This window comes from Collimonas sp. PA-H2, from assembly GCF_002564105.1.
GTDB lineage: Bacteria > Pseudomonadota > Gammaproteobacteria > Burkholderiales > Burkholderiaceae_D > Collimonas.
Map to the genome: position 1 here is coordinate 3,337,156 of NZ_PDBX01000001.1, position 18,028 is coordinate 3,355,183.

At 59.0% G+C, this 18,028-nt stretch carries 20 protein-coding genes; 12 read left to right on the forward strand and 8 right to left on the reverse strand.

The genetic code is table 11. The features are described 5' to 3' along the window. Positions 1-4: 4 nt before the first annotated feature. From prmA to BCF11_RS15310, 6 genes are all read right to left on the reverse strand, one after another. The gene (gene prmA, locus BCF11_RS15285; protein WP_098495484.1) at positions 5-940 is read right to left on the reverse strand and encodes a 50S ribosomal protein L11 methyltransferase; all 936 of its coding nucleotides are present in this window, start codon (positions 938-940) and stop codon (positions 5-7) included. A gap of 61 nt (positions 941-1,001) precedes the next feature. Next, entirely contained in the window at positions 1,002-2,384 is a 1,383-nt protein-coding gene (gene accC, locus BCF11_RS15290) for an acetyl-CoA carboxylase biotin carboxylase subunit (protein WP_061937343.1), read from the reverse strand. Positions 2,385-2,565: 181 nt separating this feature from the next. Further along, a complete protein-coding gene (accB, locus tag BCF11_RS15295; protein WP_098495485.1) occupies positions 2,566-3,030 on the reverse strand; it encodes an acetyl-CoA carboxylase biotin carboxyl carrier protein in 465 nt (154 codons plus the stop codon). Between the two features lie 121 nt (positions 3,031-3,151). Next, positions 3,152-3,589 carry a type II 3-dehydroquinate dehydratase gene (gene aroQ, locus BCF11_RS15300; protein WP_098495486.1) on the reverse strand — a complete coding sequence of 146 codons (438 nt, stop codon included), beginning with the start codon at positions 3,587-3,589 and terminating at the stop codon, positions 3,152-3,154. Between the two features lie 129 nt (positions 3,590-3,718). Further along, positions 3,719-4,240: a TlpA disulfide reductase family protein gene (locus BCF11_RS15305; RefSeq protein ID WP_098495487.1), complete on the reverse strand. Its 522-nt coding sequence runs from the start codon at positions 4,238-4,240 to the stop codon at positions 3,719-3,721. Further along, the gene (locus BCF11_RS15310) at positions 4,240-4,872 is read right to left on the reverse strand and encodes a hypothetical protein (protein WP_098495488.1); all 633 of its coding nucleotides are present in this window, start codon (positions 4,870-4,872) and stop codon (positions 4,240-4,242) included. The genes BCF11_RS15305 and BCF11_RS15310 overlap by 1 nt, the downstream gene beginning before the upstream one ends. A gap of 191 nt (positions 4,873-5,063) precedes the next feature. Between BCF11_RS15310 and mpl the strand changes: the two genes are divergently transcribed. The 8 genes from mpl (at position 5,064) to corA (ending at position 13,554) form a co-directional block, all read left to right on the forward strand. Further along, on the forward strand, positions 5,064-6,452 hold the full coding sequence (gene mpl / locus BCF11_RS15315; protein WP_098495489.1) for a UDP-N-acetylmuramate:L-alanyl-gamma-D-glutamyl-meso-diaminopimelate ligase: 1,389 nt from the start codon (positions 5,064-5,066) through the stop codon (positions 6,450-6,452). Next, on the forward strand, positions 6,449-7,036 hold the full coding sequence (locus BCF11_RS15320) for a YqiA/YcfP family alpha/beta fold hydrolase (RefSeq protein ID WP_098495490.1): 588 nt from the start codon (positions 6,449-6,451) through the stop codon (positions 7,034-7,036). The genes mpl and BCF11_RS15320 overlap by 4 nt, the downstream gene beginning before the upstream one ends. Further along, positions 7,033-7,686, forward strand: coding sequence for a chorismate lyase (locus tag BCF11_RS15325; RefSeq protein ID WP_098495491.1), 654 nt, complete (start codon positions 7,033-7,035; stop codon positions 7,684-7,686). Before BCF11_RS15320 ends, BCF11_RS15325 begins: the two co-directional genes overlap by 4 nt. Positions 7,687-7,754: 68 nt before the next feature. Next, a complete protein-coding gene (locus BCF11_RS15330) occupies positions 7,755-9,839 on the forward strand; it encodes a ribonuclease catalytic domain-containing protein (protein ID WP_098495492.1) in 2,085 nt (694 codons plus the stop codon). Positions 9,840-9,981: 142 nt separating this feature from the next. Continuing rightward, positions 9,982-10,881, forward strand: a complete 900-nt coding sequence (locus BCF11_RS15335; protein WP_098495493.1) for a TonB C-terminal domain-containing protein — start codon at positions 9,982-9,984, stop codon at positions 10,879-10,881. Next, a complete protein-coding gene (aroE, locus tag BCF11_RS15340) occupies positions 10,878-11,741 on the forward strand; it encodes a shikimate dehydrogenase (RefSeq protein ID WP_233212496.1) in 864 nt (287 codons plus the stop codon). Before BCF11_RS15335 ends, aroE begins: the two co-directional genes overlap by 4 nt. A 46-nt stretch (positions 11,742-11,787) precedes the next feature. Next, positions 11,788-12,483: a monofunctional biosynthetic peptidoglycan transglycosylase gene (gene mtgA / locus BCF11_RS15345; RefSeq protein WP_098495495.1), complete on the forward strand. Its 696-nt coding sequence runs from the start codon at positions 11,788-11,790 to the stop codon at positions 12,481-12,483. Positions 12,484-12,588: 105 nt separating this feature from the next. Next, positions 12,589-13,554 (forward strand): magnesium/cobalt transporter CorA, encoded by a 966-nt coding sequence (gene corA, locus BCF11_RS15350; RefSeq protein WP_061937375.1) that lies wholly within the window; start codon positions 12,589-12,591, stop codon positions 13,552-13,554. 209 nt (positions 13,555-13,763) lie between these two features. Here the strand turns inward: corA and hemL are convergent, their stop codons facing one another. Both hemL and BCF11_RS15360 read right to left on the reverse strand, forming a co-directional pair. Then, positions 13,764-15,047, reverse strand: a complete 1,284-nt coding sequence (gene hemL, locus BCF11_RS15355) for a glutamate-1-semialdehyde 2,1-aminomutase (protein WP_098495496.1) — start codon at positions 15,045-15,047, stop codon at positions 13,764-13,766. A 119-nt stretch (positions 15,048-15,166) separates the two neighbouring features. Next, positions 15,167-16,024: a hydroxymethylpyrimidine/phosphomethylpyrimidine kinase gene (locus BCF11_RS15360; protein WP_098495497.1), complete on the reverse strand. Its 858-nt coding sequence runs from the start codon at positions 16,022-16,024 to the stop codon at positions 15,167-15,169. A 113-nt stretch (positions 16,025-16,137) separates the two neighbouring features. Here BCF11_RS15360 and BCF11_RS15365 point away from each other — a divergent pair, with 113 nt between their 5' ends. The 4 genes from BCF11_RS15365 (at position 16,138) to BCF11_RS15380 (ending at position 17,959) form a co-directional block, all read left to right on the forward strand. Continuing rightward, complete coding sequence (locus tag BCF11_RS15365) at positions 16,138-16,290, forward strand: rubredoxin (RefSeq protein WP_098497522.1); 153 nt, start codon at positions 16,138-16,140, stop codon at positions 16,288-16,290. Positions 16,291-16,453: 163 nt separating this feature from the next. Continuing rightward, entirely contained in the window at positions 16,454-16,870 is a 417-nt protein-coding gene (locus BCF11_RS15370; RefSeq protein WP_098495498.1) for a PleD family two-component system response regulator, read from the forward strand. 70 nt (positions 16,871-16,940) lie between these two features. Beyond that, positions 16,941-17,306, forward strand: coding sequence for a PleD family two-component system response regulator (locus BCF11_RS15375; RefSeq protein WP_038485766.1), 366 nt, complete (start codon positions 16,941-16,943; stop codon positions 17,304-17,306). 56 nt (positions 17,307-17,362) lie between these two features. Beyond that, positions 17,363-17,959 (forward strand): chemotaxis protein CheW, encoded by a 597-nt coding sequence (locus BCF11_RS15380; RefSeq protein WP_098495499.1) that lies wholly within the window; start codon positions 17,363-17,365, stop codon positions 17,957-17,959. The last annotated feature ends 69 nt before the right edge of the window (positions 17,960-18,028 follow it).

Sequence of the window (18,028 nt, forward strand, 5' to 3'; positions counted from 1 at the left end):
CGGCTTAGTTAGGAGTGTTGCGGGTGCCGGACAGCGCGACCCAGCCGTCCTGCTCGGCCCACACCGTCAGTGGTAGCCATTGCGCATAGGCGGCGATGACGTCGTTGGCCTGTTCGGCCAGCACGCCCGACAGCGTCAGGCTGCCGCCGGCCGCAACACGGCTGCACAGCATCGGCGCCATCAGCTTGAGCGGACCGGAGAGGATATTGGCTACCACGATGTCGTAGACCTGTGGTCCTGCATGATTACTGAAATCTTCCGGCAGATGGTAGGCCACCTCGCAATGATTGCGCTCGCTGTTGTAACGTGCGGCATCGATGGCGTGCGGGTCGATGTCGACGCCGATCACGGTGGCGGCGCCGAGCTTCTTGGCGACCATGGCCAGGATGCCGGAACCGCAGCCGTAGTCCAGCACGGTTTGCGGTTTTTGCGGCGGCACCTTAGGTACATTCGTTTCCAGCCACTCCATGCACAAACGGGTGGTCGGGTGGCTGCCGGTGCCGAAGGCGAGCCCCGGATCCAGTTCCAGGATCAGGCTGTTGGTGTCCGGCCCATCGTGCCCATGGTGCCAGCTTGGCACTACCCAGATGTTCTTGCCGATATGGATAGGCTCGAATTGCGATTGCGTCAGGCGCACCCAATCCTGCGCCGCAACCGGACGCAGAGAGTAGGGGGGCACTGCTACGCCGCAGGCTGCGGCAGCGTTGCTGACGATGGCGGCATGGTCGGCGTCGACCTCGGCCAGGGCCACCACGCGGCTGCGCTGCCAGGCCGCTTCTTTCGGCTCCATGCCGGGTTCGCCGAACAAGGGCTGCTCGTCGGGAGTGCCGAGGTCGGCATCTTCGACCGAGACCGACAGGGCGCCAGCTTCCATCAACGCGTCCGACAGGGTCTCGGCGTCGCTTAGTGCTACATCAATAACAATTTCGGTCCAGCTCATCAGATGCCTTACAGTGTGTGATGGATTTTTCACCGCCCCGATTGCCTGCGGTGAAAAATCCTTATTTCTTTACTGCTTTATCTGTTTCCTTGGCCACTACCGGCCGTTCGGCCAATTTGTGCTCCAGATAATGGATGTTGGTGCCGCCTTCGATGAAGCGGGCATCGATCATCAGTTCGCGGTGCAGCTGGATGTTGGTCTGGATGCCTTCGACCACCATTTCGGACAGCGCAATCTGCATCCGCTTGATAGCTTGCTCGCGGGTGGAGCCGTAGGAAATCACCTTGCCGACCATCGAATCATAATGCGGCGGCACGAAATAACCGGCATAGGCATGCGAATCGACGCGGATGCCAGGACCGCCAGGAGCGTGCCACGACAGGATCTTGCCCGGCGACGGCGTGAACTTGAACGGGTCTTCGGCGTTGATGCGGCATTCGATGGCGTGGCCGGTGAGCTGGATGTCGCGCTGGCGGAAGCGCAGCTTTTCGCCGGCCGCGATGCGGATCTGTTCCTGCACGATGTCGATACCGGTGATCATTTCCGTGATCGGATGTTCCACCTGGACGCGGGTGTTCATTTCGATGAAATAGAACTCGCCGTTTTCATACAGGAATTCGAAAGTGCCGGCGCCGCGGTAATCCATCTTGCGGCAGGCTTCGGCGCAACGGTCGCCGATTTTTTCGATGACCTTGCGTGGAATGCCCGGCGCCGGCGCTTCCTCGATCACTTTCTGGTGGCGGCGCTGCATCGAGCAGTCGCGCTCGCCCAGCCAGACGGCGTTCTTGAATTGGTCGGCCAGGATCTGGATTTCCACGTGACGCGGATTTTCCAGGTACTTCTCCATATACACTTCCGGATTGCCGAAAGCGGCGCCGGCTTCGGTCTTGGTCATGGTGACCGCGTTGGCCAAGGCCGCTTCGGTATGGACCACGCGCATGCCGCGTCCGCCGCCGCCGCCGGCCGCCTTGATGATGACCGGATAGCCGATCTTGCGGGCAATCTTGACGATTTCCTTGGGATCGTCCGGCAACGCGCCTTCCGAACCGGGAACGCAAGGCACGCCGGCGCGGATCATGGCTTGCTTGGCGGATACTTTATCGCCCATCAGGCGAATGTTCGCCGGCCGTGGGCCGATGAAGACAAAGCCGGATTGCTCCACGCGTTCAGCAAAATCGGCGTTTTCCGACAAGAAGCCGTAGCCGGGATGGATCGCTTCGGCGTCGGTCACCTCGGCGGCGCTGATGATGGCCGGCATGTTGAGGTAGCTCAGGCTGGACGGCGCCGGGCCGATACAGACCGATTCATCCGCCAGTTTTACATACTTGGCGTCACGGTCAGCCTCGGAATGGACCATCACGGTCTTGATGCCCATTTCACGGCAGGCGCGTTGGATGCGCAAGGCGATTTCGCCGCGATTGGCGATAAGGATTTTTTCAAACATAGGTGGTATGTGTCGCTATGGGTCAAGCGTTATCAAACTTTGGGTTGCCGGTGCGGGGCTCGCGTAGCATCAGATGACTAGTGCGGCAGACCTGCGCCGGTAACCAGAACGGCGAAACCCCGATGAAGCGGATGTCGCCGTGCAGATTACGTCTTACTGTGGATGACTCGGGATTGCCGGGTTATCCAATGATGAACAATGGCTGGCCGAATTCGACCGGCTGGCCGTTTTCAACCAGGATCTTCTTGACTACGCCGGAAGCGTCGGCTTCGATTTCATTCAGCAGCTTCATGGCTTCGATAATGCACAGGGTGCCGCCTTCCTTGATTTCCGAACCGACTTCGACGAATGCCGGCGAGCCGGGAGCCGACGAGCGGTAGAAGGTGCCGACCATAGGCGACTTGACAATATGGCCTTCCGGTACGGCGGCCACTGCTTCCACCGGCGCTGCCGCGGCGACTGGCGCGGCGACCTGGTATTGGGCAGGGTGCTGCTGTGCCTGTGGTTGCATCATGACAACCTGGTTCTGCTGGGATGCAGACGACTTGACGATACGGACCTTGCTTTCGCCTTCCGTGACTTCAAGTTCTTCGATGTCTGACTCCGCGACCAGGTCGATCAGCGTTTTGAGTTTTCTCAAATCCATGTGCAATCCTTCAGAATATATAAATTATGAAAAGCTATTTTTCGTTTTTTAACATGCAGATCAACGCAGTTGCAGTGATTTTGCAAAAACGTCAGATTACTGTAATGCTTTGGGATGTCAACTAGAGTTTCTTAATGGCAAAATCAATTGCGGCGCGATAGCCATCCACGCCCAGGCCGCAAATGACACCGACAGCGACATCGGATAAATATGAGTGATGCCGGAACGCTTCCCGCTGGTGGATATTCGAGATGTGGACTTCGACAAAACGAATCGCCACGCCGCTCAGCGCATCCCGCAAGGCCACACTGGTATGCGTCAGCCCGCCGGGGTTGATGACAATAGCGTCGATGCCTTCTGCCTTGGCCGCATGGATGCGGTCTATCAGTGCACCTTCGTGATTGCTCTGGAAGTGCACAAGCCGGGCGCCAGCGGCGGTAGCCTGGACCCGAGCTGCTTGTTCAACATCGCTCAGCGAGGTTGAACCGTAGACTTCTGGCTCTCTTGTTCCCAATAGATTCAGGTTGGGTCCGTTGAGTAGAAGTATATTTTTTGCCATGGAGATGATGCTCCGTTTGACGACGATGGCGCATTTTGCCGTCAAATGACGCTGACTGGCAAGGGAAAATTTGTTTCTGTGAAATTTCAGCGCGGCATTGTTAATTGTTTTTTTGAATAAGCTTCGCTCTTACAGCAGGGACAAATCTTTCCGCAGTTCATCGAATTTAATGCTGCCAAGATACATCTTCTTCACCTCGCCGTCGCGCCCGATCAAGACCGTAAAGGGCAGGCCGCCGGATTGGTTGCCGAACTGCCGCAGCAGTACGGTGGCGCCGGTGCCGGCCACATACAGGGGGTAGGAGATTTTGTATTTCTCGGCGAATTTCGCGATGTTATCAGCAGAATCGACACCGATCCCGATAATTTGAATATTTTTCGCGGCTATCTCGCCCTGCAAGGCATTCAGTTCCGGCATTTCTTCCACGCAGGGTGCGCACCAGGTCGCCCAGAAATTGACGACCAGCGGTTTGCCTTTCCATTGCGCGAGGGAGCTGGCTTTGCCGCCGGCATCCGGTATTTCCTGTGCAAACAGCGCGGCCACTGCGGCGTTCTCGGGGGCGGTCGGGGTATTGCGCTGTATGCCGAAATACACGCCGATCGCGCAAAATAAGAGCGCAATCGGCACAAATATAAAAATATTTCTTTTCATTAATTTTCTTCTTTGTTGATCAGCGCCAGCACTGCATTCAGATCGGCGCGTTCAGCCCGTTTGCCGGACGCGGCCCTGATACTACCGCGCAAATCGTCAGTTTCATATAGGGTGAGATGGATACCCTCTTTCTTATACATGAAACTCACAGTTTCCACCGGGTCGTTATTACCCCCACTTTTAAGGGAGGGGCTGGAGGACAGTTCGAATTGCACGTTCTTGTTAAAAAGAAAAATTTCCACGTCTTTCGGACTATCTACGAACAAATGCAGGTAAATGTCAGAGTGTTCGCCGGCAGTCCCATTCAGGACCGCGCCGGTCAGGTAGGGCCTGAATTGCGCCAGTTCGCCCATGATTTCCGCCGCCAGCCGGCGCAGGTGCAAGAGCCGGGCCGGCTGTGTGTCGGCGAAGAACAGTTCGTTATATAAACGTACTTCGTCTTCAATCTGGGCGTTATCTGGCATGAAACTGCCGCTGCGGCCGCGATTGCTGCCGACGCACAGTTCCAGCGCCTTGCGTTTTGCGGTGCCATAGTCGGCGCCGTCCTCGGCGATCATGCGTGCCGCCGCCGCCGCGATTTCTGCGCGCAGCTGTTCTAGTTCGGGTGAGAGATTGGATGCCATGATCGCCATGATATCTCAATGTGTAAATCCCTATTGATAGTCGCTTCTCCTGCTGGGTGATGGATGCGCATGTGGTGCATGCAGGCGAACCGCGCAAATCCGCGACCCCACCCCACTTTTTGAACGCGCTGCTAACGGCGGCAGCGGCCGCTCAGGTAAAATCACGGTATTCCCTCTTTTCAGAATAGTGAAACTCAAGAATGCACATTCATATCCTTGGCATCTGCGGCACCTTTATGGGCGGTTTGGCGGTCTTGGCTAAACAGGCCGGACATAAAGTCACCGGCTGCGATGCCAATGTGTACCCGCCGATGAGCACCCAGCTTGAGGCCCAGGGAATCGCGCTGATCCAGGGCTTTGGCGTCGAGCAGATCGCCTTGCAGCCCGACCTGTACGTGATCGGCAATGTGGTGGTGCGCGGCAATCCGCTGATGGAAGAAATTCTGAACCGCGGCTTGCCTTATATTTCCGGACCGCAATGGATCGGTGAGCATATCCTGCGCGACAAATGGGTGCTGGCAGTTGCCGGCACGCATGGCAAGACCACGACATCGGCCATGCTGGCCTGGATCCTGGAAGACGCCGGCTACGATCCGGGTTTCCTGATCGGCGGCGTGCCGATGAATTTCGGAATTTCGGCACGCCTGTCGGGCCAGGCTGGCGCCGCCGCGTCGCCGTTCTTTGTGATCGAAGCGGATGAGTACGACACGGCATTCTTCGACAAGCGCAGCAAATTTGTCCATTACCACGCCAAGACGGCCATCCTGAACAACCTGGAATACGATCACGCCGATATTTTCCCCAACCTGGCGGCCATAGAAACCCAGTTCCATCATCTGGTGCGCACCGTGCCCGGCGTCGGCCGCCTGCTGGTGAACGCTCGCGAACCGGCCTTGCAGCGGGTGCTGGAACGCGGCTGCTGGAGCGAAAAGGAATTGTTCGGCGGCGACGGTGAGCAAGGCTGGTCGCTGACGACGCTGGACAACGGCCATTTCGAGGTACGTTTCAATGGTGAGCTGCAAGGCCGTGTGCAATGGGAGCTGAGCGGCGAGCATAACCGTATGAATGCGCTGGCGGCGATTGCCGCGGCGCGCCATGTCGGCGTGCCGCCGGCGCAGGCGATTGCCGCGCTGGCGCGCTTCGAGAATGTCAAACGGCGCATGGAGTTGCGCGGCGTCGTGAGGGATATTTCCGTGTACGACGATTTCGCCCACCATCCGACCGCTATCGCCACCACCGTCGCCGGCTTGCGCAAGAAAGCCGGCCTGGCCCGCATCCTGGCGGTGCTGGAGCCACGTTCCAATACGATGAAACTGGGCGCCATGAAAGATGCGCTGCCGGGTAGCCTGGACGAAGCCGACCTGGTGTTCGGCTACGGCGCCAAGGGCAGCGGCAAGGATGCCCTGGATTGGAACCTAGCCGAAGCGCTGCAGCCGCTTGGCGCCAAAGCGAGTACTTACAATGAGCTGGACCAGCTGGTGGCGGCGATCGTCAAGGTTGCGCAGCCAGGCGACCAGGTGCTGGTGATGAGCAATGGCGGCTTCGGCGGCGTCCACCAGAAACTGCTGACGGCGCTGGCTGCCCAATGATCCTGTATCTGCACGGTTTCCGCTCTTCGCCGCAATCGTTCAAGGCGCGCTTGCTGGCCGAACGCATGCGGCTGCTGGGGCGGGCCGATGAATACCTGTGTCCGCAGCTGCCGGCCTCGCCCGCGGCTGCGATCACGCTGGCGCAGGAGCTGGTGCGCGATGTCGACCCGGCGCGGCTGACGCTGATCGGCTCTTCGCTGGGCGGCTACTATGCCACCTGGCTGGCGCAGCAGAGCGGCTGCCGCGCGGTGCTGCTGAATCCGGCCGTCAAGCCGCCGCGCGACCTCGAGCAGTATGTCGGCGTCAGCACTCAATATCATTCCAATGAGCCGTTCGAGTTCAAGCGCGAATACATGGCGGAATTGCAAGCACTGCAGGTTGACGTCATCAGCAAGCCAGAACGCTATTTCCTGATTGCCGCCACCGGCGACGAAGTGCTGGACTGGCATGAAATGGTTGGCCATTACCCGCAAGCCCGGCAATTGGTGATCCAGGGCAGCGATCATGGCATCAGCGAATTTGCCGCATATGCCGATGAGGTGCTGGCTTTTTGCGGCATGGCGGCGGGATCGGGAACACGATGACACCCCATGCCAAATGGCACGACCACGCCAACGGTGTAGCGCCGTCCGTCAATATGCGCGACTGGCTGACCGATCGCGTCTCGCTGACCTACAAGCTGATGGCGCACTGTCAGCAGTTCCGGGTGCAGCGCCTGCGCCAGCAGCGGGCGCTGCCGCTGGCCGAAGAATGGCAGGCGATCGGCTTGGCGCGCCGCCAGCAGGTGCAGGAACGCGATGTGCTGCTGCGTTGCGACGGCCGTCCCATGGTGCTGGGCCACACGGTGCTGGCGCTGGATGCGACCACCACCGAATGGCCGTTCTTCAGCAGTCTGGGTGAGCGCTCACTTGGCTCGACTCTGTTTGGCGATCCGCTGGTGATGCGCGGACAGTTGCAATATGCGCGCCTGTATGGCGGTCATCCGCTGGCGCAACGAATGGCCGCTGCCAGCGGCGTCGACAGTTTCGCTTATCCACTGTGGGCCAGGCGTTCGGCCTTCCGGCGCAAGACCGGCATCATGCTGGTGACAGAAGTATTTTTCCCCGAGATCGAGGAATTGCGGCGAGCGCGGCCAGATATCAAGGTGCTGTCCGCTGGTTTTTCCATTTCTTCCGATCTATCCCGGCATATCCATCCGGCCCATCAATTACTTTCCTTTGGCGCTGCAAGATAGTAAGCACTCAGTGCTGGCAGCGATATCATCAGAAATCCACACAGAAATTCACAAGTAAAGCGCATGCAATGAATCTATTTTTTGAAGAGTCCGGCGACTTTAAAGCAGGTGCCGTACTGTCGCAGCAAGGCGAGGCCTATCAGGTCGAACTGCCAACGGGCAAACGCAGCAAGGTGAAAGCCAAGGACGTACTGTTGCAATTTACTTCACCGACGCCGCAGGATCTGCTGGATGAAGCCAAGCAGATCGCGCAAGGCATGGAGCTCGATTTCCTGTGGGAAGTCGCGGGCCAGGAAGAATTCGGCTTTGCCGAACTGGGCGTCGAGTATTTCGGCCATGCGCCCTTGCCGGCGGAAGCTGCCGGTTTGCTGCTGAGCCTGCACACCGCGCCGATCTACTTTTATAAAAAGGGCAAGGGCCGTTACAAGGCCGCGCCGGAAGCATCGCTGAGGGCGGCCCAGGCTGGGATCGAAAAGAAACGGCAGCAAGCGCTGATCCAGGCCGGCTATGTCGACCAGCTCAAGGCCGGCCAGCTGCCGGAGGTGATGAAGCCGCTGGCGCTGCAACTGTTGTTCAAGCCGGACAAGAACAGCCTCGAATACAAGGCGTTGGAGGCGGCCTGCAACGAATTGCAGACTTCGCCGCAGCGTTTGATGCTGGCGGTCGGCGGCATTGCTTCGCCGAAGCAGCTGCACCTGTCCAAATTCTTGCTGGAATTTTTCCCCAAGGGTGCGGGCTTTCCCAAGATCGCCATCCCGGCGGTGGCCGATCTGCCCTTGGCGCAGGTGCAGGCATTCTCCATCGATGACGTCACCACCACGGAAATCGACGATGCCTTGTCGGTGCAGACGCTGGCTGACGGCAATGTCCGCATCGGCATCCATATCGCCGCACCGGGCCTGGGCATCAAGCGCGGCGATCCTCTGGACGTGATCGCGCGGGCGCGCATGTCGACCGTCTACATGCCGGGTGACAAAATCACCATGCTGCCGGACGAACTGGTGGAAGCGTTCACACTGGCGGAAGGCAAGAGCTGCCCGGCGCTGTCGTTGTACGCAACGCTGAATCCGGCCGACTGGAGCTTGATCGGAACGGAAACCAAGGCCGAGCTGGTGCCGATTTCCGCCAACCTCCGCCACAACACGCTGGACGAACTGGTGACGGAAGAGAATCTGGCCAACGACGCCGGCGACTATCCGCACAAGGCCGATATCGCCGTGTTGTGGAAATGGATACAGGTTTTGGAGCAAGGCCGCATGGCCAAGCGCGAAGGCTTCGGCTTGCGGCCAGAGCAGAACAACCGCGTCGATTTCAATTTCTACGTCGAGGACGATGTCGTTACTATCGCGCGCCGCAAGCGCGGTGCGCCGCTGGACAAGATTGTCGCCGAGCTGATGATCTTCGCCAACAGCAGCTGGGGCAAGCTGATGTCGGACCACGGCGTGCCCGGCATCTATCGGGCCCAGGGCGGCGGCAGCGGCGGCTGGGCTGCCAAGATGCAGGTGCGCATGGTGACGCACGCCGCGCCCCACCAGGGCCTGGGGGTCGATCAATATGCGTGGAGCACTTCCCCTCTGCGCCGCTACACCGACCTGGTCAACCAGTGGCAGATACTGGCTTGCGTCGAAGGCGGCGTCGCCGCGCCGCTGGTGGCGCCGTTCAAGCCGCGCGATGCCGATCTGTTCGCGATCGTCTCCGGCTTCGACGCCGCTTACTCCGGCTACGGCGACTTCCAGTCGAACATGGAGCGCTACTGGTGCTTGCGCTGGCTGGGCCAGGAACAGGCGCGCCAGGTTGAAGCCGCAGTGCTGAAGGATGAAATCCTGCGGCTGGCCGAAATCCCGCTGATCATCAAATTGCCGGGCATGCAACAACTGGCGCGCGGCACCCAGGTCAAGCTGGACATCATCCGCTGGGACGAGGTCGACCTGACGGTTGAGGCGCGCTTGCTGGAAGTCTCGGCGCCGCCGGAAGGCCAGCAGCTCGACGAGCCGGAGGAGGAAGAGGAAATGGCTGCGGAACTGGATGCCGCCATGGACATGCCGCACGAGAGCACCGAAGCCGAGCTGGAAGCTGCGCTGGAGAGTGAAGCTGTGGCGCCGGCCGCTGATGACGAGAGTGCAACTCAGGAGAGCAAACCGGCAACGGAATGAAAGCATCAGGCAGCGGAGACCTGCAGTAAATTTCCTGCGGGCATCTCTCTGTCGTAGAATGCTTCCCTTGTAGAATTCTACGTTTGCGGAATTCCTCTCCGAGTTTCTCTTTTCACTTTTAACAGCGACCTTTGGCACACGCGTGAAATCCTTTTTTCAAAATCGAATCCTGGTCGGCGCCATCGCGGCATCGGTATTGGCGCATGCGGCGCTGCTGGCGGTGCGTTTCGCTGCGCCTGAAGCCTTCAAGCTGAAGCCCACCGATCCAGCGCTGGAAGTGATCCTGGTCAACGCCAAGCACAACACCAAGCCTGTCAAGCCTGAGGCGCTGGCGCAAGCCAACCTGGATGGCGGCGGCAATGCCGACGCCGGCCGCGCCAAATCGCCGCTGCCGGACATGCGCAAATCGGAAGACGGCGACAATGTCCAGGCCGCTCAGCGCCGCATCGAGCAGCTGGAGCAGCAGCAACAGCAGATGCTGGCGCAGATGAACAAGCAGACGCCTTTGAAGATGCCTGCCATGGATGTGCAGGACAAGACCAGCGACAACACGCCGCAGCCCAGCGGCAGGGACCTGGTCGAAAGCGCCAAGGCGATCGCCCGCAGGGAAGCGGAAATCTCGAAGAATATCGACGATTACAACAAGCGGCCGAAAAAGACCCAGATCACGCCGAGTACCCGTGCGGTCGGCTACGCGGCTTATTACAAGGCGTTCCAGGACCGTGTCGAAAAACTGGGCACCTTGAATTTTCCGAAAAAGAATGGCAAGAACCTGTACGGCAAGCTGGTGGTCTATATTCCAATTTACCAGGATGGCTCTCTGTATACCAAAGAGGGCGGCGCCCGCATCGAACGCGGTTCCGGCAATCGCGACCTCGATGCCGCTACCTTGAAAATCATCGAGCGCTCGGCGCCGTTCGGACGCTTCCCCGAGAATATGCGAAGCAGCGGTAAAGACGATGTGTGGGAAGTGATTTCCACTTTCGAATTTACCCGCGAAGGGCTGCTGGAAGCACAACTGATGAGCGGAGTAAATCAATGAAGAGCGCAATGACCAGCGGCGCCGGATTTACAGCTGACTTTGCAGCCTACGCGGTGATCGGCAATCCGATCGCCCACAGCAAATCGCCGGAGATCCATGCCCGCTTTGCTGCCGACACCGCCCAGGACATGCGCTATGCGCACCTGCTGGCGCCGCTTGACGGCTTTGCGGCCACGGTGCGGGAGTTCATCGCCCAGGGCGGCCGTGGCGCCAATGTTACCGTGCCGTTCAAGCTGGAAGCCTACGCATTGGCCGACCAGCTGACTACCCGCGCCAAGGCGGCCGGTGCAGTGAACACCCTGAAATTCGACGATGGCGTAATCCTTGGCGATAACACCGATGGCGTTGGCCTGGTCAGAGACATCGTACGCAATGCCGGCTTTGACCTGGCGCACAAGAAAATCTTGCTGTTGGGCGCCGGCGGCGCGGCGCGCGGCGTGGTGCTGCCGTTGCTGGAAGAGCGGCCGGCGCAGTTGGTGATCGCCAACCGCACGCTGGCCAAGGCAGAAGAACTGGTGCAGCAGTTCCAGCAGTACAGCGAGCAGCCAGGCATCCTGAGCGCCTGCAGTTTCGCGCAAGCGACGCAGGGGTTCGACCTGGTGATCAACGCCACTTCGGCCAGTTTGCAGGCCGAGCTGCCGCCGCTGGCTGCCAGCGTATTCAGCCCGGCGACGCTGGCTTATGACATGATGTATGGCAGCCAGCCTACCGTCTTCATGCAGTTCGCCGCGGCGCATGGAGCGCGCGTGCGCGACGGCTTGGGGATGCTGGTGGAGCAGGCCGCCGAAGCGTTCTTTGTCTGGCGCGGCGTGCGCCCGCATACCGATGCTGTATTTGCCGCCTTGCGCGCCCAGCTTTAGGCGCGCACAACTAGCTGCCCAGATTACTTATTTGCAGGAAATCAGAATGAAATCAGTCGGCAAGATTTTTTTGCGTTTATGTTTGCTGCTGATCGCTGCGGTCTTGCTGCTGCAGGTTTATTTTTTCGTGCAGATCTGGTGGTGGGTCGACCACAATCCAAGCACCACCAGCTTCATGCGCCATCGTCTGTCCGAGCTGCAGGAAACCGTGCCGGACGCCCAGCTGCAATTCAAATGGCTGCCGTATGCGCGCATCTCGAACAATCTGAAACGCGCCATCATCGCTTCCGAAGACGCCAATTTTTCCGAGCATGACGGCGTCGACTGGGATGCGCTGCAACAGGCTTACGAGAAAAACACCAAGAAGGGCAAGGTGGTGCGCGGCGGTTCCACCATCACCCAGCAACTGGCGAAAAACCTGTTCCTCTCGGGTGAGCGCAGCTATCTGCGCAAAGGGCAGGAGCTGGTCATCACCTATATGTTGGAGTTCCTGATGGACAAGGAACGCATATTCGAAATCTACCTGAACGTGGTGGAGTGGGGCAACGGCGTGTTCGGCGCCGAGGCGGCCTCCCAACACTACTATAAAACCTCGGCCACCAACCTCGGCGCCAGCCAGGCCGCGCGCCTTGCTGTGATGTTGCCACGACCGCGTTTCTACGACAAGAATCGCGGCTCGGCTTATCTGTCGCAGCGCACCGGTTTGATTTTGCGGCGCATGGGTTCTGCGGAATTACCTTAATATACGGGCCTGACGGAAGTTGTTTAAATTGCAGCAGGCTCGGATTGCCGGACTGCAAAAAAACTGCATGGCAACTTCCCTGAAAAATCAGTCTGCGAGGTAAGCGTGATCAATGTATTCGTATTGCAAAACGGCCGGCTCAACCAGGTCAATATCGAGAGCCATAGCGACCTGCAACAGGTCCAGCCGGTCTGGGTCGACCTGACCGAACCGAACGACCAGGAGCGTGCCTGGGTCAAGAGCATCTACGGCGTTACCCTGCCAGGCGAGGACGAAGTCAAGGATATCGAAGCCTCGGCCCGCTATTACGAAGCGGAAAACGGCGATCTCCACCTGCGTACCGATTTCCTGTTCGAAGAAGACGACGGTCCGTCGTCCACCGTCACCGTCGCCTTCATTCTGGCGCGCAACATCCTGTTTTCAGTACATGGCGAAGACTTGCCGGTATTCCGCCTGGTGCGCATGCGCGCGCGTTCACGACCGGGCTCTATCGGCGATTACAAGGACGTGTTGCTCGACCTGTACCAGACAGATGCCGAGTACTCCGCCGACGCCCTGGAGGGCGTCTACAAGAAGCTGGACGAGGTCAGCCAGCGCGTGCTGCAAAAGAAGCTGACCGACCAGGCCGCGGCCGAAGCGCTGAGCGCCATGGCGCATGAGGAAGACTTGAACGGACGGATCCGGCGCAACATGATGGATACGCGTCGCGCCGTCAGTTTCCTGATGCGCGGACGCTTGCTGAACGTAGATCAGTTTGAAGATGCGCGCCAGATCTTGCGCGACATTGAATCGCTGGACGGTCACACCGCCTTCCTGTTCGACAAGATCAACTTTTTGATGGATGCGACAGTCGGCTTCATCAACATCAATCAAAACAAGATCATCAAGATCTTCTCGGTCGCCTCGGTGGCGTTCCTGCCGCCGACGCTGATCGCCAGCATCTACGGCATGAATTTCCGTTTCATGCCGGAGTTCGAATGGCATCTCGGCTATCCGCTGGCGCTGGTGCTGATGGTGTGTTCGGCGATCACGCCGTTTTGGTATTTCCGCCGGCGCGGCTGGTTGAATTGAAAAAAGAATGGGGCGCACCCACGTCGGTGGGCCTGGTTGCGTCCGTCGTCATTCCCGCGAACGCGGGAATCCAAGTTGCTGAAGATGGCAGTGAAAATGGATTCCCGCGTTCGCGGGAATGACCGGGGCGCGTAGCTGGGGTCGCCTAGACGGAGCCACCCAGACGTGGCTGACGAGGCGGGGGGGCTAGACCGGTATGTGGCGGATTTTTAAGCCAGTTGCGCAAAGGCAACGCGGGCAGCTGCAATGGTAGCGTCTATGATGGCGTCGTCATGTTGTGCTGACACGAAGCCGGCTTCAAATGCCGATGGCGCCAGGTAAACGCCGGCATCCAGCATGGCGTGGAAGAATTTGTTGAACAAGTCCTTGTTGGAAGCCATCACCGCGGCGTAAGTGCCAGGCACTTCTGCTGCAAAATACAAACCGAACATGCCGCCGATGGCGTCGCCGCTGAAGGTGACGCCGGCGTCCTTGGCGGCGCCGCTCAAGCCCTGCACCAGCTTGGCGGTTTGCGCCGTCAGCCTGGTGTAGAAATCCGCTTCCTGGATCAGTTTGAGGGTGCTCATGCCCGCCGCTACCGCCACCGGATTGCCGGACAGTGTACCGGCCTGGTACACCGAACCGAGCGGCGCCATGTGCTTCATCAGGTCGGCGCGGCCGCCGAAAGCCGCCACCGGCAAGCCGCCGCCGATGACCTTGCCCAGCGCGGTGATGTCGGGCTTGATGTTGTATAGCGCTTGCGCGCCGCCCAGCGCCACGCGGAAGCCGCACATGACTTCATCGAAAATCAGCACGGCGCCGTATTGCGTGCACAGGCGGCGCATGGTTTGCAGGAATTCCGGCGTCGCCCTCACCAGGTTCATGTTGCCGGCCACCGGCTCGACGATGACGCAGGCGATCTGGTCGCCCACGTCCTTGAAAGCCTGTTCCAGTTGTTCGCAATTGTTGTAGTCGAGCACCAGCGTGTGCTTGACGAAATCTTCCGGCACGCCGGCCGAAGTCGGATTGCCGAAGGTCAGCAAGCCGCTGCCGGCTTTGACCAGCAGCGAATCGGCGTGACCGTGATAGCAGCCTTCGAACTTGACGATCTTGTCGCGGCCGGTGGCGCCGCGCGCCAGGCGCAGCGCGCTCATGGTGGCTTCGGTGCCGCTGGAAACCAGGCGCACCTGTTCGATCGACGGCACCAGCTTGCAGATTTCTTCGGCGATCTCGATTTCCCCCTGGGTCGGCGCGCCAAAGCTGAGGCCGCGGGCGGCGGCGTCCTGCACCGCCTTTATCACGACCGGATGGGCGTGGCCGACAATCGCCGGTCCCCAGGAGCCGATGTAATCGATGTAGCGGCGGTCGTCGGCGTCCCAGAAATAAGGGCCTTCGGCGCGCGTGATGAAGCGTGGCGTGCCGCCTACCGAACGGAAGGCGCGCACCGGCGAATTGACGCCGCCGGGAGTGGTCAGTTGAGCGCGGGCGAACAGGGTGTCGTTATTGGAAGTCATAAATAAATCTATTCATTGCGAGACAGATTCACTCTGTCTCCAGCTGTTTAAATAAAAGAATCGAATACCGGGGAGCGCTTGTATTGCCGCCTCTCCGGCTGCCTGAAACAGGTGAAAAATCAGGAACCGCCGGCGCCGTCCTCGTCCTTCGTTTCGCGCTCCAGTCCCTCTTCGCGGGCCCAGAAATAGCGGTCCGGTATCAACCTTCCCATCCCCAGTCGTTGCGCTGCGGTGACCGCAGCCAACGTGAATTCCTGGGCTTCGGAAACGGCTTCCGGCACGTCCAGGCCATTGGCCAGCATGGCCGCGATCGCCGCCGACAAAGTGGTGCCGGCGCCGCTGAAAGAGCCGGAGACGCGCGGCCAGGTATCCTGCCGCACCACGCCGCTTTCGCTGAACAGGGTATTGCCGATTTCAGCGGCGGGAGTCGGGGTGCCGGTCACGAACAGATATTCGCAGCCGAGCTCGATGATGCGCATCGCATCGATGCTCAGCATGTCTTCCGACGACGGTTCGCGCCAGGTTTCCGCCAGCCGCGCCAGTTCCACCGCCGACAGCACCATCACAGTGGTTTGTGGAATCAGCAGTTCACGGATGGCGGTCAGCAAGTCTTCGCTATCTTGTCCCTGATCCGGCATGGCCGATAGAAAAGGGTCTAGAATCAGCGGGATTTCCGGATAGTCTGAGACAATCTCGGCAATCACCGACACGCTCTCGATGCTGCCGACGGCGCCGACCTTGAAGGCGGCCACCGGCATGTCTTCGAGCAGCACGCGGGCCTGGTCGGCGACCCAGTCTGCATCGATCTGCTGGGTGTCTTCGATGCGGGCGGTGTCGCCGATCAGTATCGACGTGATGACAGACAGGCCATGACAGCCCATAGCTGAAAAGGTGGCCAGGTCTGCCTGGATGCCGGCGGCGCCGACTGGGTCGGCCACGCCGAAGGTCAATATGAGGGGAGAAGTTTGGTTTTGCACGGCGGGTAGATTAAGATATCCGACTTTGCATTTTACTTGATTGAAGGGTCACTGCCGTGAGCAATAACGAAAGCAACGCAACATCGAAGCCTGAATCGAAGTACAAAACCTGGATGTGTCTGATTTGCGGCTGGGTCTATGACGAAGAGGCCGGTCTGCCGGAAGAAGGCATCGCTGCGGGCACCCTGTGGGATGACGTGCCGATGAACTGGACTTGTCCGGAATGCGGCGCGCGCAAGGAAGATTTCGAAATGGTTGCAATTTAACAATCCAGTTAGCTCTTTTTTGTTGCAGGAAGATTAAGTTATCGTTCTCAGTTACAAAATAAATTGAACTTTACCGGCTTCTGTCTATAAACATTGTCCTAAGGAATGTCTTTCTTTGTTACAGTGACGCCGTAGATTTATTTGGATTGAATGAGACGATTTCATGACAACATCACTTGGCGGCGTCAACCTGAAGGTAATGGTGATTGACGATAGCAGCACGATTCGTCGTTCTGCGGAGATTTTCCTGAGCCAGGCCGGTTATCAGGTAGTACTGGCCGAAGATGGCTTCGATGCCTTGGCGAAAGTCAACGATCACAAGCCTGCGCTGATTTTTTGCGACATCCTGATGCCTCGCCTGGACGGCTATCAGACCTGCGCCCTGATCAAAAAGAGTGCCAAATTCCATGCAACGCCGGTGGTCATGCTGTCGTCCAAGGACGGCCTGTTTGACCGTGCGCGCGGCGCCATGGTAGGTTCGGATGAGTACCTCACCAAGCCGTTCACCAAGGACAGTCTGCTGAAGGCGGTGCGTCAGCATACCCAGACTGCGGACGGTGCAATACCGGCTGTGGCATGAGCCGCAGCGGTTGAACGATTGAATAACTGACGTAAGTAATTTGCGTAACTGAAGTAAATAAAGGTTGAAAATGGCCATACAAAAAATTCTCATTGTCGACGACTCCCCAACCGAGCGTTATTTCCTGACCGATATCCTGGCGAAGGCTGGCTACTCCGTGTCGACTTCCGAAAACGGCGAAGGCATCCTCGACAAGATCAAGGCTGACAAGCCGCAGCTGATCCTGATGGATGTGGTGATGCCTGGCCAGAACGGCTTCCAGGTGACGCGCTCGATTACGCGCGACGACGACACCAAGGATATCCCTATCATCATCTGCAGCAGCAAGGGCCTGGAAACCGACCGTATCTGGGGCTTGCGCCAGGGCGCGCGCGACTACCTGGTGAAACCTATCGATCCGAAGGAACTGCTGGCTAAAATCGCTGCGCTCGGTTAATCGAGTACGGAAGTTGGAATTTAAAGTTTGACCTACGGCATCAGTACACAATCAATATGACCCAATCAACCTCGCCTCTGACGGCGGAATTGCCGCCATCGTCACCGCTGCAGCCTGTCAACAAGGTCGCACTTGACGCCGACTCGCGCCGCAGCCGGCTGCGCGAATTCCAGTCGCACTTGTTGGAGCGGATGCAGGCTGCCCGCAGCGGCAGCGAGGCGCAGGAAAGCCAGCTTGGTTTATTGATCGGATCGAGCCGGTGGTTGTTGAATCTGCAAGAGGCTGGCGAAATCGTCGCTGTCGACCAGATTTCGCGGGTGCCGCTGACCCACGACTGGTATCTGGGCCTGAGCAATGTGCGCGGCACGCTGATCAGCGTGATCGATTTTGCACGCTTTCAGGGACAGGGATTGACGCAAATTGACAAGGAATGTCGGATTGTCGCCTTCGCGCCGACGTTTTCTTTCAACAGCGGCTTGCTGGTTTCCCGTGTTATGGGCTTGCGCAACGTCGCTCAAATGACCCTGCAAGCCCCTGATCCGCTGGACCAGACCGGCGCCCGGCGCTATCTGGACAGCGATTCCCAGGTCTGGACCGAGCTGAGCATGGCCCAAATCTTGCACGACCCTCGTTTTTTACAAGTAGGTTTATGAGTCCCAGGCACCGTTGCAACAGCAGCGGTGTCCGGTGGCAGCGTATTGGCACACGGCGATTTTTGCTGG